Source organism: Alteromonas mediterranea DE (assembly GCF_000020585.3).
Lineage (GTDB): Bacteria > Pseudomonadota > Gammaproteobacteria > Enterobacterales > Alteromonadaceae > Alteromonas > Alteromonas mediterranea.
This window is the reverse complement of record NC_011138.3, coordinates 4435393-4451983: the sequence shown is the minus strand read 5'-3', so window position 1 is coordinate 4451983 and position 16591 is coordinate 4435393. Positions and strand designations below refer to the sequence as shown.

Genomic DNA, 16591 nt, shown 5'->3' with positions numbered 1-16591 from the left:
TAGCAATGGAAAAACAGTGTCGTTTTTATGCTGCTGTTAGAGCTAAAACATAGCAGTTTTGAAGGGCTTTATCGAGTAATTTTTTCAACACTTTATTTAATAATGGATACAATAATATCCACTTTCTGTTTTATTTCGCTATAATGGATATGACTGTATCCATTTGGCCTTTGCGGATGAAATTTACCTTACTTGATGATACCGATGTAAGCCACGCCTATGCGGCTTATTTACGTGAGTTACGAAAGCAGGCAAAGCTGTCACGAGCGGCGCTTGCTGAGCGAAGCTGCGTACCTGCGGCCACCATTAAGAAATTTGAGCTGACCGGGCAAATTTCATTTCGCCAATTGCTGTTGCTATGGCAGACCCTCGACTCGCTTGGGCGTTTGTACGAGCTCACGCAACCTAGCAAAGAACGCGCTGCTATACCCACGAGTATTGATGAGGTGCTAAAAGATGAGTTTTAAACCGATTCAGAAGCTTAATGTTACTCGTACGCTAAGCTCAGGTGAGCAGATATCTGTTGGAGTCTTGGCGCAGAATCGGCAAGGCGTTTTTTTTCAGTATGCAGACAGCTATTTGCAGCAGTTTGGCAACTTATCTCCTTTTACCTTGCATGCGAACGCGCAAGTTCAAGTCGCACCTAAGCAGCCACACCAAGGTGTACATGGCGTATTTGGAGATTGTTTGCCCGATGGCTGGGGCATGCTGTTACAAGATCGTATTTTCCGGCAACAGGGCATCCTGCCTAATCAATTAACGGCGATGGATAGACTGGCCTTTGTCGGTGATAAAGGCATGGGAGCATTGTCTTTTTCACCGGTGTCTGAGTTTTCAGCCACCACGCACGTGGATATTGATTTAGCGACGTTAGGCTTAGAAGCACAAACGTTGTTCGATTCTTCGATGTCAGATTATATGGTTGATAATCACGATGAGTTAGATGGGCATACACAACAGGTATTGGCCGCATTAGTCGCCGGAGGTAGTTCGGGTGGGGCAAGACCTAAGGCACAAATTTATATGCCTGCTGGGGAAACTCAGCATTGTCGAACCTTCGCTCAGCCTGGAGATGAGGCTTGGCTGGTGAAGTTTACCTCTAAAAATCTCGCACTTGGCCATGAAGAAGGTTTGTGTGAGGCGGTTTATTTACAAATGGCAGAACTTGCTAAGTGTCAACCGCCGCAATGGCAACTCATTGAAGCACCACCTACAAGCGGTGCGTCTGCTTGGTTGGCGCTTAAGCGTTTTGATTATGTCACTGAACAGGCCGACTTAGGCAGAAAGCGCAGTTCAGGTCGATTGCATATGCACAGCGCTTGCGGGCTGCTGGATGCAGACTTTCGAACGCCAAGTTTAGATTACATTGATTTAATTAAAGCCAGCCGTCAGTTGTGTAAATCGCCAGCGGCTGGACAGCTGCAATTTCGCCGCGCCATTTTTAATCTGCTGTCGTCTAATCAAGACGACCACAGTAAAAACTGGGCGTTTTTGCAAGCGGATGACGGTCAATGGAATCCTGCACCTTTTTACGATGTGACTTACAGCCCACATCCATTCAACGAACACGCCACTGCTTTCGGCGGTTATGGCAAAGCGCCATCGCTTAAGGTGATGCAAAAACTTGCTACTAGTGCTGGCTTTGCGAATTGGAATGATGCAAAGCAAGTTATTGAAGAAGTCGCAGAAGCCATCAGCCAATTTACGTATCTTGCCAAGCAACAAGGGATCAGTAAAACAACAATGTCCGTGATTGCTAAGACATTGGAGCAGCGTAAACAAGAAAATGCAGCGCTTTTTCTATAACAATTTTGTTAAAACAAACTTTTCAATTCACAATAAATAAATAGCAAGGTCATCGTGAGCGAATATCAATACTATAAATTTGAGCGTCTGGATGGGTATTTAGATGCTAAAGCACGTCAAGCACTCAGGGCCATTTCAAGCCGTGCCGAGATCAGCGCTACGTCCTTTCAGGTGTATTACACCTACAGTGACTTAAAGGCAGAGCCTTTTGAGCTGATGTTAAAATACTTTGATATCGGTTTTTACTATGCCGATTGGGGCTCAATCGATGCCTACATCAAGCTACCAGCAGGAACGCTCCCTGAAGCTTTACTTTGCTTTTCAAGTGATGGGCTTCATATTCACGAAAACGATGAGTGGCAGTTGCTGATTTTTTCCCTTGAGGAGTATGACGAATATTTTGACGATGAGCATGCCGACCAATTTTTCCAGCATTTAGCTGGGTTACGCAGCGGGTTAATGCAAGGGGATTGGCGCCTTGTGTACTTTATGTGGCTCAAAATGTTTGATTTTAATGATGACGTTGAGCGAGTGCCGTTAATTCAATTCGATTTTGAGCACCTCAGTGAAGAGGAGCAGGCGTTTGCTGCGCTGTATAATATTCCCTTAGCATTGGTTAAGGCGCTCGCCATGGTGCTGAGCGAACAACCCAGTCACCAAGCCAAACAAACTCAGCTTACGCTTGATGCGTGGATCCATAATCTCTCGCAAGCAGAGAAAGACACGCTATTACGCACGTTGTTTGAGCAAGGCCAGCTAACCCGTCACCAAGCCTTAGCGCTGACGCGAAAAGAACCTGTCAACACAGACGAGATCTATCAATACTGGTTAACCTCCGCCGTCATTTCTCCTTTCATTGAGCAAGCGCAAAGTCAATTACAGCAAGAGCAAGCCGCAGCACTCGCAAAAAAATTAGCTATCGAAAAAGCGGAAAAAGAAAAAGCGTTGACGGATGTTTACAATCGGCGTGAGCACTACTGGCAGCAAGCACAAGAGCAAGCGGATCGAACTTGCGCCAGTGGTTATGATGCGGCATCACGCTATATGTATCAGCTGTTTGAGGCCTATCAGTTCAAAGCGGATGAAGCGGTGTTCGAACAACGTTTTAAGCGCTTTGTTGTGGCGAATAATAGCCGGAAAGCGCTGTTAAATCGTCTCAAAAGTCTACTTTTATAGGGCGTTCCGTTACGCCCCTTTGCGTAGCACAAACATGTGGTACCCAAACTCGCCTAGGTAGCGTTCATAAATCGCAATTTCTCGCTCGATATCTGCGATGGCGTTTGAATTTGGCATGCTTGCTTTTACTTCTGCCACTCGCGCTTTGAGTGGTTGATAGTAATCGTGCCATGCTTTTTCCCTTAAGGTGAAATGATCAATCACTTCAAAGCCTGCTTGGCGCATTTGGCCTAAGCGTTTTTCGATGGTTTGCATTTCTGGGTATTCACCTTCCCAGAATGCGACCGCCTCTTGGCTTGGGTTATCGGTTAACCAGATCAAATCACTGACGACCATATAGCCACGATTAGTCAGTAGTTTACGCCACTGGGTTAACGCTTGCTCAACCCCCATTATGTAAGCTGAGCCTTCTGACCAGATGCAATCAAAGCTTTCAGATGTAAAAGGCAGATCCGTCATGCTGGCACAGCTTAAGGTAACGCGGGTATCTAACCCCTGCTCAGTGAGGCGTTCACAGAGTTCATCCAGCGCACTTTGCTCGTTATCCACTGCCACAATCTCGGCTTGGGTGTGCTTTGCCAATAACCGGGTTGAAAAGCCTTTGCCGCAGCCAATATCAATGATCTTGGTGGGTATTGTTGGCAGTCTGGACAATGCTTTTAGTGTATCAGCATCAGAACTCGGCCCCCAGCGTTCTAAGCGTTGGAATACCGTCATAAAGTCAGCCATGTATTGCTCGTGTGCGTTCATATCTTTTGATAACCATTTCAAATGCAGGGCTTGTTGTTCATTAAAGCCTTGCTGCTTTAACCACTCCAGATGGGCATCTGGTGCTAATTTATCGGTCTGTTGGTGCCAAAGACGCAGCGAACCTTCACCAAGCATGGCGGCAAGTAACGCGCGAGCTTGTTGCTTTTGAGCGATGTCTTCGTCCAGCTGCTGCAAGCGCTTTTCAAGTACAGAGCGCTGCACCTTGCTGTCCAAAAAGGATTTACATTCCTTAAGTGTTAAACCGCCCACTTGCAGTTGTTGCAACAAGTGCAACTGCTGAACATCTTTATCTGAATACAGTCGATAGCCGTTGGTTTGGCGAACACCCTGCAACAAACCTAGCTTCTCGTAGTAGAGCAAGGTTGACCGTGACAGCCCGACTTTTTCAGCTAACTCAGAAATGCGATACACAGATAAAACGTCCTTTCCGTTCTTTTTAATAATGGCGCGGCTGGCTCAAGCAGACCAGAACACGGATGACGATAAACTATGAAGTTATAGACAGGTCAAATGTTGTTAGCAAAAAATATCGTTCAGTTTTGATTGGTTAAAAGCTTGAATGCCGCATTCAGGTCTACAAATTGTTACCCATAAAGTCACTTTGTGTAGACCTCCAACCTCTGCATTCCCCCGTTCGGTAAAACGCATAGAGGACTCAACTTGCATTGCACACTTTTACGCGCAGAAAAGTGCGGTATTTTACATTTTTATGCGCATAAAAGTGTAAGCGGGTTCTGGTTGAGTATAAATCAGCCCCTTAATAGCTATCTTTCTTCTTTGAAGCTGGCTGGCATTGTTTGCCAAGTTTTAGCGATGTGGACATGAGCAAATGCTATAAGAATATGACGGCCTTATTTTTTATTTAGCAATTGGATGTCTTGGAGCTTTCTTCCCAGCTCGTCATCACGGGCGACCTTGGTTAGGTCGTCTAACAAGCCGAGGACTGCCAAAACCTTAACGTAGTGACCAAGTGAAACGGAAGGATCACCTTTTGATATTTTACGCAGTGTTGGCTTAGAAATCCCTGTCCTACTATGCATCATTTCTTGAGTAATGCCGCGTCTCTTCATCGCCAATGTTAAGTTTTCGCCCAAGATGTTTAACATCTTCCTTTGTCTAGGGAATATGACCGCAGTGCGTTTTGATTTTGGCTCGACAGTATCCATAATGAAACTATGTTTTCTTAAATCTTAATTTAGTGAAGTTATAGTTTCACTTTTATCTTCAAGTTGTAAAGCAATAAATTGCCATCTCTCGAAGTAAAGTGAGCCAAGACCTGAACAGGTCATGTCGATTTTTTACTGTTTTTTCGACATGACTTTCTTGTGTGTCGATACACTCGACATATCAACACTCAATCCATACGACTCACCAAAACTGAGTTTTGAGTAGGAAACTTCAAAGCAGTACGCCATCCCTTGGGCTTTTGGGGCAGTCTGGGCAAAGCCTTAATTCACGCCACTTAGGCACACACTAACCCTGCCCACAGGGTATTTATGACTTGGGGCATTATGTAAATTCTGGGGCAAGTAGCGACCTGTACCCTCAGAAAGCTGCACGATCTGGGCATTTATCTGCCTACTGCGTCCGATTAGTACTGGCAAACTCCTAACTGAACTTAACAGATCAGTGAGGAAGCAAACGATGAACCCAACTACACAATCATCCACCACATCAACACACCCAGCGCGTCAGCAGCGGATTTTGCGCTTGCCCGAGGTAAAGGCCAAAACGGGCTTTGGCCGCAGTACCATTTATGCCCTGATGGCCAATGGTGAATTTCCGCGATCCATTCGTATTGGTGCGCGTGCCGTGGGCTGGTTAGAAAGCGATATCGACCAGTGGATTGAAACCCGCCGTATCGGTGCTGCTTATGGCCGTGGATAAACCATCAGCATCAGCCGCGTTACATGCCAATGAGTTGAATAACAACATGCCAACATTACCGGCTGGTTTTGCCTATAACGCGCAAAACTGGCTGGTGATGCAACCGGCTGGGCAAGATAGCCCAGTTAAAATCTGTTCTTGGTTGCAAGTGGCCGCCCGCACCCGCGATCCGCAAGGGGACAACTACGGCTATTTATTGCACTGGTTAGACGATGACAATCGCCATCGCTATTGGGCCATGCCAGCAGAACTATTGGCTGGAGACGGCAGCGAGTACCGTCGGATATTACTCAGCCGAGGCATGCGGCTAAGTAACAGTGTCAAAGCGCGGCAGTTGCTCTCGCTGTTTATTCAACAAATGGGCGAACTGGCCAAGCAAAAGGCTATCAGCGTGAACTGTATTGGCTGGCATCACCACGCTTATGTGCATCCGCGCCTCACCTTTTACCCAAGCGAACACAGCAACAACCCGCGCATGGTGCTGCAAACCATGCACCCGATAGAAGGCTTTATTCAACAAGGTAGTAGCGACAGTTGGCGGCAGCACGTTGGCCGTTATTGTCTGGATAACCCGCTATTAATCGTTGGTGTCTGCGCTGCGCTGGCCGCGCCTTTGTTGCACTTGTGCGGAGTGGATGGTTTTGGTTTACACCTCTACGGTGCCAGCAGTACTGGTAAAACTGCGGCGCTGTATCCGGCGTTATCGGTGTGGGGCGAGCCTAATCAATTGCGCCATAGTTGGCGTGCCACGGCCAACGGTTTAGAAGGCACAGCATTAGCGCATAACGATGCCTTGCTGGCGCTCGATGAAATGGGCGAAGTTGACCCAAAAGAGGCGGGCGATGTCGCTTATATGCTTGCCAATGGTCAGGGTAAAACACGAGCAGGCAAATACGGTGAAATGCGCTTACCCGCCCGTTGGCGCTTGGTGTTTTTATCCACCGGTGAAGTGACGCTCGAAAGCCATCTTGCCAGTATCGGCAAGCGCGTAAAAGCCGGCCAGCAAGTGCGCGTGATTGATCTCAGTGCCGATGCCGGAGCGCAAATGGGCGTGTTTAACCAGAGTCATGGCATGAACGCCGCCGATTTGGCCGATCACCTAAAACAACAAAGTCGCCAACATTACGGCAGCTTGGCTTTGGACTGGTTACGGTATTTAACGCAGCACAGCGCGCAGGTGCGACCCGTTTTCCAAAACGTACGCCAACGCTTTTTAGCCAGCTTACCAGCCGAGGCTGACGGCCAAGTGCGCCGAGTCGCCGAAAAATTTGCCTTACTGGCCAGCGCTGGGTTGTTAGCCATTCAAGCCAAAGTACTCGATTGGCCAACCCAAAGTGTCGAAGCTGCCTGTTTAAGCCAGCTTAACCAATGGATACTTGCCCGCGGTGGTGTGGCCGCCAATGAAGACCAACAAGCGATTCGCCAGGTGCGTAGCTTTATTGAACAGCATGGTGAAAGCCGCTTTACACCCAAACAAATTGGTTACAGCAGCAAAGTACGCCAACGCGCAGGGTGGATAGACACCAGCGGCCCACAAACCCTCTACCTGTTTTACCCAACAGGCTGGCGTGAAGCCACCGAAGGCCTAAGCCCAGATCGCGCAGCCAAGGCACTGATGGCCGCAGGCTACCTAATCCCCGATGGCAACCGACCTCAGCGCAAAGTCAGCCTACCCGACAACACCCGCCCGCGAATGTACTGCGTGAAAGGCAGCATCTTGGATGACTAAAATGGCGATGAATCCTGTGTAGGCTTGTCGCCTTGCAGTGCACCGCCAGTCAACCTAAAGGCTGGGCGAGGATTAAAGGCTAAGGCAGACAATACCGCCAGTGTACTGGTTGTGTACCGACAAGGTAAGAATGGATTGCTTTTTAATCCTTTTAAATCCTCTCTATTCAGCTTAAATCAAGTTTACTTTGCTAAGCGAATATGTGACTATTTTACAAAAGCCTCAAGCTCATAACGTTAGGTACCTTTTGTGAATTCAGACCGCTGGTTATCTGTTGAAGAAATAGCCGAATATCTTGGCGTAAGCAAAGATACTGTGTACTCATGGATCAGTAAAAAGGGTATGCCAGCTCATAGAATTGGTCGGCCTTGGAAGTTTAAAGCAGATGAGGTGGATCAGTGGGTTAGATCTGGTGGCGCATCAGATGACAGCAAGGAAGAAAAATAGTATGGCCTTAAACGAAGCAGATACTTGTCGGGTCTATGTGACGCCAAAGCTCAAAGAGTCTGGTTGGGAAAACAATCCTAGCGCAATAACTGAACAGTACACATTTACCGATGGTCGCGTTCAGTTTAAGGGCAGCAAAGTTCAACGTGGCGAGCAAAAGCGAGCGGATTATTTACTTAAGTACACTCGCGATTTTCCTATTGCCGTTGTTGAGGCTAAACCTGAAAACAGCCCTGTCGGCCAAGGGATGCAACAGGCAAAAGATTATGCAGAAATCTTAGGGCTAAAGTTTGCTTACTCAACCAATGGTCATGAGATCTTAGAATTTGACTATACCACCGGTGAAGAGCAATTGTTGTCGCGCTTTCCAACCCCTGATGAGTTATTCAAGCGGCTTTGTGGCGATGAAGGTTTAAAGGATGAAGATCTTGATACCTTGCTGTCCCCTTACCACCATGTTTCGGGATATTCCCCGCGCTACTATCAACAAATAGCCATAAACCGCGCAGTTCAGTCGGTGCTTCAAGATAAAAAGCGCTCATTAATTACGATGGCAACGGGTACGGGTAAGACTGTCGTCGCTTTTCAAATTAGTTGGAAGCTGTGGAGTGCTCGCTGGAATCGTACGGGAGACTACAGAAAGCCTCGCATTCTATTTCTGGCAGACAGAAATGTGTTGGTCGATGATCCAAAGGATAAAACATTTACCCCGTTTGGTGATGCCAGGCACAAAATTGAAGGCGGCAAAGTTGTTAAAAGTCGTGAAATTTATTTTGCCATTTATCAGTCTATTGCCAGTGATGAGCGTCGTCCTGGCTTGTATAAAGAATTTCCACAAGACTTCTTTGATCTAATTATCATTGATGAATGTCACCGAGGCAGTGCCCGCGACAACAGTAACTGGCGCGAAATTCTGGAGTATTTTGAGCCAGCCTTTCAAATCGGTATGACGGCGACGCCGCTGCGTGAAGATAATCGCGATACTTATCGTTATTTTGGTAACCCAATCTACACCTACAGTTTGCGCCAAGGTATTGATGACGGATTTCTTGCGCCATACCGCGTACACCGAGTTATTTCGGAAGTCGATGCTGCAGGTTGGCGACCAAGCAAAGGCGATGTAGACCGCTTTGGACGAGAAATCCCAGATGGTGAATACCAAACCAAGGACTTTGAACGGGTTATTGCGTTAAAGGCTCGAACAGATGCGTTTGCTAAGCATCTCACCGACTTTATGAAACGAACCGATCGTTTTGCAAAAACGATCGTGTTTTGTGTCGACCAAGAACACGCCGATGAAATGCGTCGGGTGCTTAATAATTTGAATTCTGACCTTTCACGCAAGCATCCAGATTACGTTGCGCGTGTGACATCAGAAGAAGGGAAAATTGGCAAAGGGCACCTCAGTCGTTTTCAAGAGCTGGAAACTAGTACTCCAGTGATACTGACCACATCACAGTTATTAACAACAGGGGTCGATGCGCCAACTTGTAAAAATGTTGTGCTTGCGCGTGTTGTGAACTCAATGAGTGAGTTCAAGCAAATTGTTGGCCGCGGTACTCGTCTACGCGAAGATTACGGCAAGCTGTGGTTCAACATCATTGATTATACCGGCTCCGCCACACAAAATTTTGCTGATCCTGACTTTGACGGTTACCCAGAAATTGAAGATGAAGTGGTGATTGATGAAGACGGTGAAGAAGTGGTAGATGACACTTTAACACCAGAGAGTGAAGAGTTAGAGGTTGCTGAAGATACGAGTGAATACGAAGTGAGCACTGAAGGTGAAGGCGCTGATGATGAAGAGGAGCACGAACCGAGAAAGTACTACGTAGACGGTGGCAGCGTTAAAATTACGTCTCATTTGGTCTATGAGCTAGACGAAGACGGTAAACAGCTTCGCGTCATCCAATATACCGACTACACCGCAGAAAAGGTAAAGACCCTCTTCTCCTCACTGGACGAACTAAAAGATAGCTGGGCTAACCCGTTAAAGAGAGAAGAGATCATTCTCGAATTACAAGAACGCGGGATCCAGTTTGATGATTTGGTCGCAGAGTCGGGTAAAACCGATGCAGATCCATTGGATTTACTTTGTCACATAGCATTTAACGTACCGCTGCGAACCAGAAAAGAGCGCGCTGACTACTTGAAGAAAAACAAACCGGACTTTTTTGATCAGTACGGCCCAGAGGCCCGCTCGATCTTGACGTCTTTACTGGACAAATATACCGACCACGGCCCTAAGCAATTCAGTATTCCGGATTCGCTACAGGTACCGCCCATTTCTGAATATGGCAATGTGATGGAAATAGCCAATCTCTTTGGCGGCGCATTGCAAATGAAAACCGCCGTGGACCAATTACAAACGCTGCTCTATAGCCAGCAATAACAGAAGTGACGATACGATTTATGGCACGAACAAAGAAAGCAGATCAGCCGATGACCACCGCCCAGCAATTAGGTGCGATTGTTAAATCGTCTCGGCAAATCATGCGTAAAGATAAAGGCTTAAATGGCGATCTCGACCGCCTGCCAATGCTCACTTGGATCATGTTTTTGAAGTTTCTCGACGACTTAGAACAAATGCGAGAAACCGAAGCCGTGCTAGAAGGAAAAAGCTTTCAGCCAGCTATCGAAGCGCCATACCGCTGGCGAGATTGGGCAGCAATTGAAGGTGGTATCACCGGCGACGAGCTGATTGCCTTTATTAACAACGACGAAGCAATGCGACCTGATGGTACCCGTGGCATCGGTTTGTTTGCCTACTTGCGTAGCCTGCAAGGTGACAACGGCGGTGATCGCAGAGATGTGATTGCGACCGTGTTTAAAGGCATGCAAAACCGCATGATCAACGGGTATTTGTTACGTGATGTCGTCGACAAAATAAACGGCATTCATTTCAACTCATCTGAAGAGATGCATACCTTAAGCCGCTTATACGAAACCATGCTGCGTGAAATGCGTGATGCCGCTGGTGACTCCGGCGAGTTTTATACTCCGCGTCCAGTGGTTCGCTTTATGGTTGAGGTGATGGATCCGCAGTTGGGTGAGTCCGTATTGGACCCAGCCTGCGGCACGGGTGGTTTTTTGGTTGAAGCGTTCGAACACCTAGAGCGCCAGTGTAAAACAGTCGAAGACCGCGAAGTATTGCAAGAAAGCAGTATCTTTGGCGGTGAAGCCAAATCGTTGCCTTACCTGTTGGTACAAATGAACCTGTTACTGCATGGTTTGGAGTACCCAAGAATTGACCCAGAAAATAGCCTGCGTTTTCCACTACGAGAGATGGGTGACAAAGATCGTGTGGATGTGATTCTAAGCAACCCCCCTTTTGGTGGTGAGGAAGAAAAAGGCATTCTTGGTAACTTCCCAGAAGACATGCAAACCGCCGAAACTGTTCAGCTTTTCCTACAGCTTATAATGCGAAAACTTAAGCGGAAAGGTAATGGATCAGTAACCGGAGGTCGTGCTGCAGTTGTTGTTCCAGAAAGCGTCTTGTATGACGGGGGAGTTGCTCAGCGAGTACGAAAGCAACTACTCAGTGACTTCAATCTTCACACTATTATTCGTTTGCCTAAGGGTGTATTTGAGCCATATTCTGATATCCAATCAAACATACTTTTTTTTGATAGGAACGGCCCAACAAAAGGTGTTTGGTTTTATCAGCACGAGGTACCGGTTGAGCGTCGGGGGATGAAAAATCCCTGCTACACGGTAACAAATGCTTTGAAAGAAGAAGAGATGGCAGAAATACGGACTTGGTACGAAAGTCCCTGCGAAAGTGAATACGCTTGGTTTGTTCCGTCCGAAGACATTAGGAGTAAAGATTTTTCCTTTGATTTTCGAAATCCACGTAAGGAGCAACAAGAGTTAAAAGATCCCGAGCATTTGCAACAAGCTTTATCGAGTTATCTCTCAAGAATTGAAAACAGCAATGCTAATTTTCAATCTGAATCTCATACGATAAGGAATATAGATAAAAAGTCATGGAATGAATTTAAGATCGGTGATTTTTTAATTCGCTCTAAAAATAGTATCGAGTTAGAGGATGATGTTGATTACAAACAAATAACAGTAAAGTTGTATGGGAAAGGTGCGGTTCTGAGAAAGACTATTCTTGGTAAGGATATTAAAACAAAATCCCAGTTCCTAGCTCAAAGTGGTCAGCTGATTATGAGCCGAATAGACGCAAGAAATGGGGCTTTTGCTATTGTACCGTATGATTTAGATGGTGCTGTTGTTACCCAAGATTTTCCATTATTCGATATCAATAGGGATGTCATATTGCCTGAGTTCTTGGCCTTTTTACTTCGCTCCAAAGAGTTTACCTATGCTTGCCAGCATGCAAGTAAAGGGACAACCAATAGAAAAAGATTGAAAGAGGAGCTTTTTTTGAGTGAAGTTTTATTCCTTCCATCAATCTCGGAGCAGAAGGTTATAGTGGCCTACAATAGAGAACTTAATAAACTTGCCAATTTGGTGCGTGAATTTTCTGACTGTTGTGATGAATCAACAACACAGTTGGCAGATTACTTTTTTAATACGAACAATTAAGACTAAGAGAGACTAAAAGTGCCAATGCCCTCTGGACAGCTTGCTTACGATGCTGGTACCGAGCCTGTTATTGCTCATGGCCTGTCTTATCAGGACGAGCAAGTGAGCGAGATGTTAGCTGGCCCCGTAAAGCATATTTTGCAAGATACCGCAGGCAATGATGAGCTCCAGGAGTTACTTGGCAGTGTGGTGAGCACGGAATTTGAGCAAGAGGGTTTACGCCAAGCGCTGATCGATGAAACCGTGCCAGATAATTGGCGAGTGGGCGAAGCGATTGCCGAAGCCTTTGTGGCAGATAAAGGCAATTGCGTGTTTCCGTGGCCCACAGGGCGTGATCTTAAAAACCCGAACGCCAGCCCAGCAGGGTGCGATTTGACTGGATTTCAGCCTGTAAACGATGCTGAGCGTCCCTACCGTTTTGCGTTTGGTGAAGTAAAAACGTCTGAAGAGAATAAAGCACCGCCAAGCGTGATGACCAGTTTGGGAACCCAATTGTTTGGGCTACGAGATAATCGCCAAGTAAAAGATGCCCTCTTACGTTATTTAGGACTCCATGCGGTGCGAGCTCCGTGGGAACCGATGTTTAAAAGCGCTGCCAAACGCTATTTGAGCTCGAACACAACGGACGTTGCTGTTTATGGTGTTTTAGTGCGCGATATTGCCCCAAGCGCTTCTGATATTGCTGGTCGAGCAAAAGCACTGGCGACCGATTGTCCAGTGCAAACTGATATAGAAATGTACGCTTTATACCTTCCCCTAAACATGATTGGTACGCTGTCTGCTCGTGCTCAAGCGGCTATGCAGGAGGCGTCATGACGCTTTCACAAGAGCACTTACTACAGGTAGATCAGCATTGGGCTGTTCAGTCCATTAGCGCTGAATTGCGTGATACGGCTATGGAAATGGCGGAACGACGCTTGGTTGATGTGGCGCTGGGTAATCTACTTGAATATGCGGAAACTGAGTTTGACAGTGACTTGTTAGAGCAAGTAGCAACGGCGTATGAGTTAGCCGCGATCGAAGGCATTGGCGCTTTGTTGCACCCTGTTGCCAATCAGGACAATAAAAATATTCGAGAGCTTGCACAAGCTGGCGCGTTTCGAGCGTTCGGGCTTTATCGTGTATTACCCGTACCGAGTGACAATGAGGCGCGCTTGTTTCATGTTTTGCATGTGTCGGGTTTGGCCTACTGCGCCGATCGCTGGACCGATTTACGTCGATGGTTTGAAGAGCAGAACAGTACAGTAGCAGTACCCAGTGTGGCTGATGTTACTTGGGATAAGCGTCTGCTATACCGAATTTTTGATTGTTGGTTGCGACTGCTTCGCAAAAACCGCTGGGATGACTTAGATCAGATTTCAGAGATTGTGCTTGGCTTACGAAACGATCAAGCAAACTACGAAAAAGCGTTACTAGAACAAACCCAAGGTGCAGAGGCGCAAAGCGTCGCCATGCGTTTAGTGGCGCTTTATCATTGGGCCAAAGCAACAGAGCGTTTAGCTGTGTACATGCTGCAAGGCGAACCGGTAGCGATAGATGCGCAATTAGATCAGCATTTTGAAGCGGCGCAAAAAGCGGCACAAGCCTCTAAAGACCCGCAGCTCGAAATGATTTTACGCTGGTTACATGTCGCAAGCCGAAAAATGGTTGCTGGGTCTTTATGGTGGGTGGCGCATACGGTTAACTCCCGTGTGACACGCTTTGTTTCCCATGTGACTAAACACAAGAGCTTATTTGAACTGTTACCGCCGCAACGAGCGGCACTGCAAGAGCAAGGTTTACTCGACCAAGCTAGCAGAGCGGTAATTGTTGATTTGCCTACATCCGGTGGTAAAACAGCGCTGGCACAGTTCCGCATGTTGCAAGCGCTGAATCAGTTTGATCAGGATGATGGTTGGGTGGCCTATGTTGCGCCAACTCGCGCTTTGGTTTCGCAAATTACCCGACGATTACGTGAAGATTTTGGCCCATTAGGTATTCAAGTTGAGCCGTTAACTGGCGCGATTGAAGTCGATGCTTTTGAAGAAGCGCTTTTGGGTGAAGCACGTGCTTTTCAGGTTTTGGTTGCAACACCTGAGAAACTTCAATTGGTGATGAGAAACAAAAAAGTTGCTCGCCCATTGGCTCTGGTTGTGATGGATGAAGCTCACAATATTGAAGATGAGTCTCGTGGCTTACGCATTGAACTTCTGCTTGCAACGATTAAGCAAGAATCACCTCGGGCAAACTTCTTACTATTGATGCCATTTGTTCCGAATGCTAACGATTTAGCTCAATGGCTCGCTGCTGATCGTGGCCGAAGCATCAGCTTGGGCACCTCTGCTTGGCAACCGAATGAGAGAATTGTTGGTCTATTTGATATTCATAAAGGTGAAAAACGTGGTGATTGGAATTTAAGTTTTGAAACGTTGACGACCACTCAACGTACGATTCACCTTAAAGGAATCCACAATGTAGATGGTAACCGCCCTCTGCAAAAACTGACGTACTCTAGCGCTAAAGGGCTCGCAACACAGGCTGTTGCTATGGCTAAAGTGTTTTCTAAGCGCGGTACCAGTATTGCTGTAGCGCAGACGATTCCAGATGCTTGGAGTATTGCTCGTAAAGTTGCCGCAGAGCTTGAACCTTTTGAGCAGGCGCACGAAGACATTAAACTGGTTCAACGTTTTCTTGCGGCTGAGATTAGTGAGGACTTTGAGCTAATTGATATGCTGTCAAAAGGTGTTGTTGTGCATCATGCAGGCTTACCCGCTGAGGCGCTTTCATTAATCGAGTGGCTGACAGAAGCTGGCCGTATTCGAGTGATGTGTGCAACGACAACCATTGCACAAGGGCTTAACTTCCCTGTTTCATCTGTTTTTCTTGCGACGAGAAAATTGCCGTCTAGCAAACCACCTTATGATAATGAAATGTCACATCGGGCATTTTGGAACCTCGCGGGGCGAGCTGGGCGTATCGGCCATGATAGCGTAGGCGTAATCGGTATTGCTGCGGGCAAAGAGCCGAATGAGGTAAGAAAGTATGTTAGTGATGCAACCGCATCGTTAGTTTCCCGTTTGGAAGGGATGCTGGATGATCTTCAAACTGCGGGGAAATTAGCAGACTTATCTTGGGTTATGCAGCAAGAACAATGGGCAGACTTCAGAAGCTATATCGCTCATTTATGGAATGAAAAACGTAACTTGGACGCTGTAATTGGTGAAGCAGAACAATTACTGCGAAATACCTACGGGTTTGGTTCTCTTCGCGCTAAAGCTGATAAAGCCTCGCAAGAGAAAGCTGATGCGCTTCTTGAGGCTACCAAAGGATATGTTAGAAAGTTAGCTGAGCATCCAGAAAATGCTTCTCTTGCTGATGTTACAGGCTTCTCTCCTGAGGGTGTTCGTTCAACTTTATTGGATTTGAATAACCTTGAAAACAAGTTAACGCTTGCAGATTGGGAGCCTTCGAGTCTATTTGGCGATAAATCGAAGTCTGTGCTGCCAAGCTTGATGGGGATTATGCTGCGGGTTCCGCAGTTACAAGAAAGTTTACGAGAGATCAGTAAAGGACAAGGGAATAGTCATCGTAAACTTGCTGATATTACCCAGGCTTGGGTAACAGGTAGCTCCATTGAATCTATAGCGAAGACTTACTTTGAAGGTGATAGCCTTACGGATCAAATATCTAAAGCTTGCAGAGCTGTTTATAGAGATTTGGCCAATAATGGCGCTTGGGGGTTGTCGGCATTAAGCAAAATGCCAACTTCAGGGCTTGATTTTGAAGCCATGACAGACGAAGAAAAGCGCAGATTAAATAACCTCCCAGCGATGCTTTACCATGGCGTGAAAACCGAAGAAGGCGTGTTGATGCGCATGAACAACGTTCCACGAAGCATTGCTGAACGTGCCGGTGAAGACTTTAAGGCTCGAACTGAAGCCGGTGCAGAAAATACTCTGTCACCTCGAAAAGCCAGCGAATATCTGAAGTCTTTGAAACCGGATGATTGGGCGCGTTTGAAACCTGATAATTCCTCGCTGTCCGGCGAAGACTATTTGAAAGTATGGAAGCGGCTTTCAGGTGAAGCTTAAAAAGTCGTTTTTATTATAGAGGATGGTACCGACATTTATGTCGGTACCAGGTAATTTCAGGAAAAAATAGTTAATTACTAATGGCCATATAATCAAGCAGCTAAAGATTACTAACCATTTCGTGGATCATCACGAGATGGTACGAATAGAT

Annotated in this window: 12 protein-coding genes; 10 read left to right on the top strand and 2 right to left on the bottom strand. The window is 46.6% G+C overall.

Annotation, left to right across the window (positions count from 1 at the left end):
* The first annotated feature begins 176 nt into the window (after positions 1-176).
* Genes MADE_RS19770 through MADE_RS19760 form a run of 3 tightly spaced genes read left to right on the top strand, consistent with a single transcriptional unit; the run spans position 177 to position 2982 of the window.
* A complete protein-coding gene (locus tag MADE_RS19770; protein ID WP_012520203.1) occupies positions 177-467 on the top strand; it encodes a helix-turn-helix domain-containing protein in 291 nt (96 codons plus the stop codon).
* Positions 457-1806, top strand: a complete 1350-nt coding sequence (locus MADE_RS19765) for a type II toxin-antitoxin system HipA family toxin (RefSeq protein ID WP_012520202.1) — start codon at positions 457-459, stop codon at positions 1804-1806. Before MADE_RS19770 ends, MADE_RS19765 begins: the two co-directional genes overlap by 11 nt.
* Before the next feature lie 54 nt (positions 1807-1860).
* Positions 1861-2982, top strand: coding sequence for a hypothetical protein (locus MADE_RS19760; RefSeq protein WP_012520201.1), 1122 nt, complete (start codon positions 1861-1863; stop codon positions 2980-2982).
* Between the two features lie 9 nt (positions 2983-2991).
* On the opposite strand, the gene MADE_RS19755 is transcribed toward MADE_RS19760, so the two are convergent.
* Positions 2992-4164: a MerR family transcriptional regulator gene (locus MADE_RS19755; RefSeq protein ID WP_012520200.1), complete on the bottom strand. Its 1173-nt coding sequence runs from the start codon at positions 4162-4164 to the stop codon at positions 2992-2994.
* Between the two features lie 440 nt (positions 4165-4604).
* Positions 4605-4919, bottom strand: coding sequence for a helix-turn-helix domain-containing protein (locus tag MADE_RS19750; RefSeq protein WP_012518681.1), 315 nt, complete (start codon positions 4917-4919; stop codon positions 4605-4607).
* 478 nt (positions 4920-5397) lie between these two features.
* Here MADE_RS19750 and MADE_RS19745 point away from each other — a divergent pair, with 478 nt between their 5' ends.
* From MADE_RS19745 to MADE_RS19715, 7 genes are all read left to right on the top strand, one after another.
* On the top strand, positions 5398-5640 hold the full coding sequence (locus MADE_RS19745; protein ID WP_007146785.1) for a helix-turn-helix transcriptional regulator: 243 nt from the start codon (positions 5398-5400) through the stop codon (positions 5638-5640).
* Positions 5627-7369 (top strand): DUF927 domain-containing protein, encoded by a 1743-nt coding sequence (locus tag MADE_RS19740; protein WP_012518682.1) that lies wholly within the window; start codon positions 5627-5629, stop codon positions 7367-7369. The genes MADE_RS19745 and MADE_RS19740 overlap by 14 nt, the downstream gene beginning before the upstream one ends.
* A gap of 249 nt (positions 7370-7618) precedes the next feature.
* On the top strand, positions 7619-7816 hold the full coding sequence (mads1, locus tag MADE_RS19735; protein ID WP_001083515.1) for a methylation-associated defense system helix-turn-helix domain-containing protein MAD1: 198 nt from the start codon (positions 7619-7621) through the stop codon (positions 7814-7816).
* A gap of 1 nt (position 7817) precedes the next feature.
* Entirely contained in the window at positions 7818-10208 is a 2391-nt protein-coding gene (gene hsdR / locus MADE_RS19730; protein ID WP_012518683.1) for an EcoAI/FtnUII family type I restriction enzme subunit R, read from the top strand.
* A gap of 20 nt (positions 10209-10228) precedes the next feature.
* Complete coding sequence (locus tag MADE_RS19725; RefSeq protein WP_012518684.1) at positions 10229-12370, top strand: N-6 DNA methylase; 2142 nt, start codon at positions 10229-10231, stop codon at positions 12368-12370.
* Between the two features lie 24 nt (positions 12371-12394).
* On the top strand, positions 12395-13186 hold the full coding sequence (locus MADE_RS19720; RefSeq protein WP_012518685.1) for a hypothetical protein: 792 nt from the start codon (positions 12395-12397) through the stop codon (positions 13184-13186).
* Positions 13183-16440 (top strand): DEAD/DEAH box helicase, encoded by a 3258-nt coding sequence (locus tag MADE_RS19715; protein WP_012518686.1) that lies wholly within the window; start codon positions 13183-13185, stop codon positions 16438-16440. Before MADE_RS19720 ends, MADE_RS19715 begins: the two co-directional genes overlap by 4 nt.
* The last annotated feature ends 151 nt before the right edge of the window (positions 16441-16591 follow it).

Coding starts and splice junctions, on each gene's coding strand:
- MADE_RS19770 (WP_012520203.1), top strand. CDS start 177: ATGAAATTTACCTTACTTGATGATACCGATGTAAGCCACGCCTATGCG.
- MADE_RS19765 (WP_012520202.1), top strand. CDS start 457: ATGAGTTTTAAACCGATTCAGAAGCTTAATGTTACTCGTACGCTAAGC.
- MADE_RS19750 (WP_012518681.1), bottom strand. CDS start 4,919: ATGGATACTGTCGAGCCAAAATCAAAACGCACTGCGGTCATATTCCCT.
- MADE_RS19745 (WP_007146785.1), top strand. CDS start 5,398: ATGAACCCAACTACACAATCATCCACCACATCAACACACCCAGCGCGT.
- MADE_RS19740 (WP_012518682.1), top strand. CDS start 5,627: ATGGCCGTGGATAAACCATCAGCATCAGCCGCGTTACATGCCAATGAG.
- hsdR (WP_012518683.1), top strand. CDS start 7,818: ATGGCCTTAAACGAAGCAGATACTTGTCGGGTCTATGTGACGCCAAAG.
- MADE_RS19725 (WP_012518684.1), top strand. CDS start 10,229: ATGGCACGAACAAAGAAAGCAGATCAGCCGATGACCACCGCCCAGCAA.
- MADE_RS19720 (WP_012518685.1), top strand. CDS start 12,395: ATGCCCTCTGGACAGCTTGCTTACGATGCTGGTACCGAGCCTGTTATT.
- MADE_RS19715 (WP_012518686.1), top strand. CDS start 13,183: ATGACGCTTTCACAAGAGCACTTACTACAGGTAGATCAGCATTGGGCT.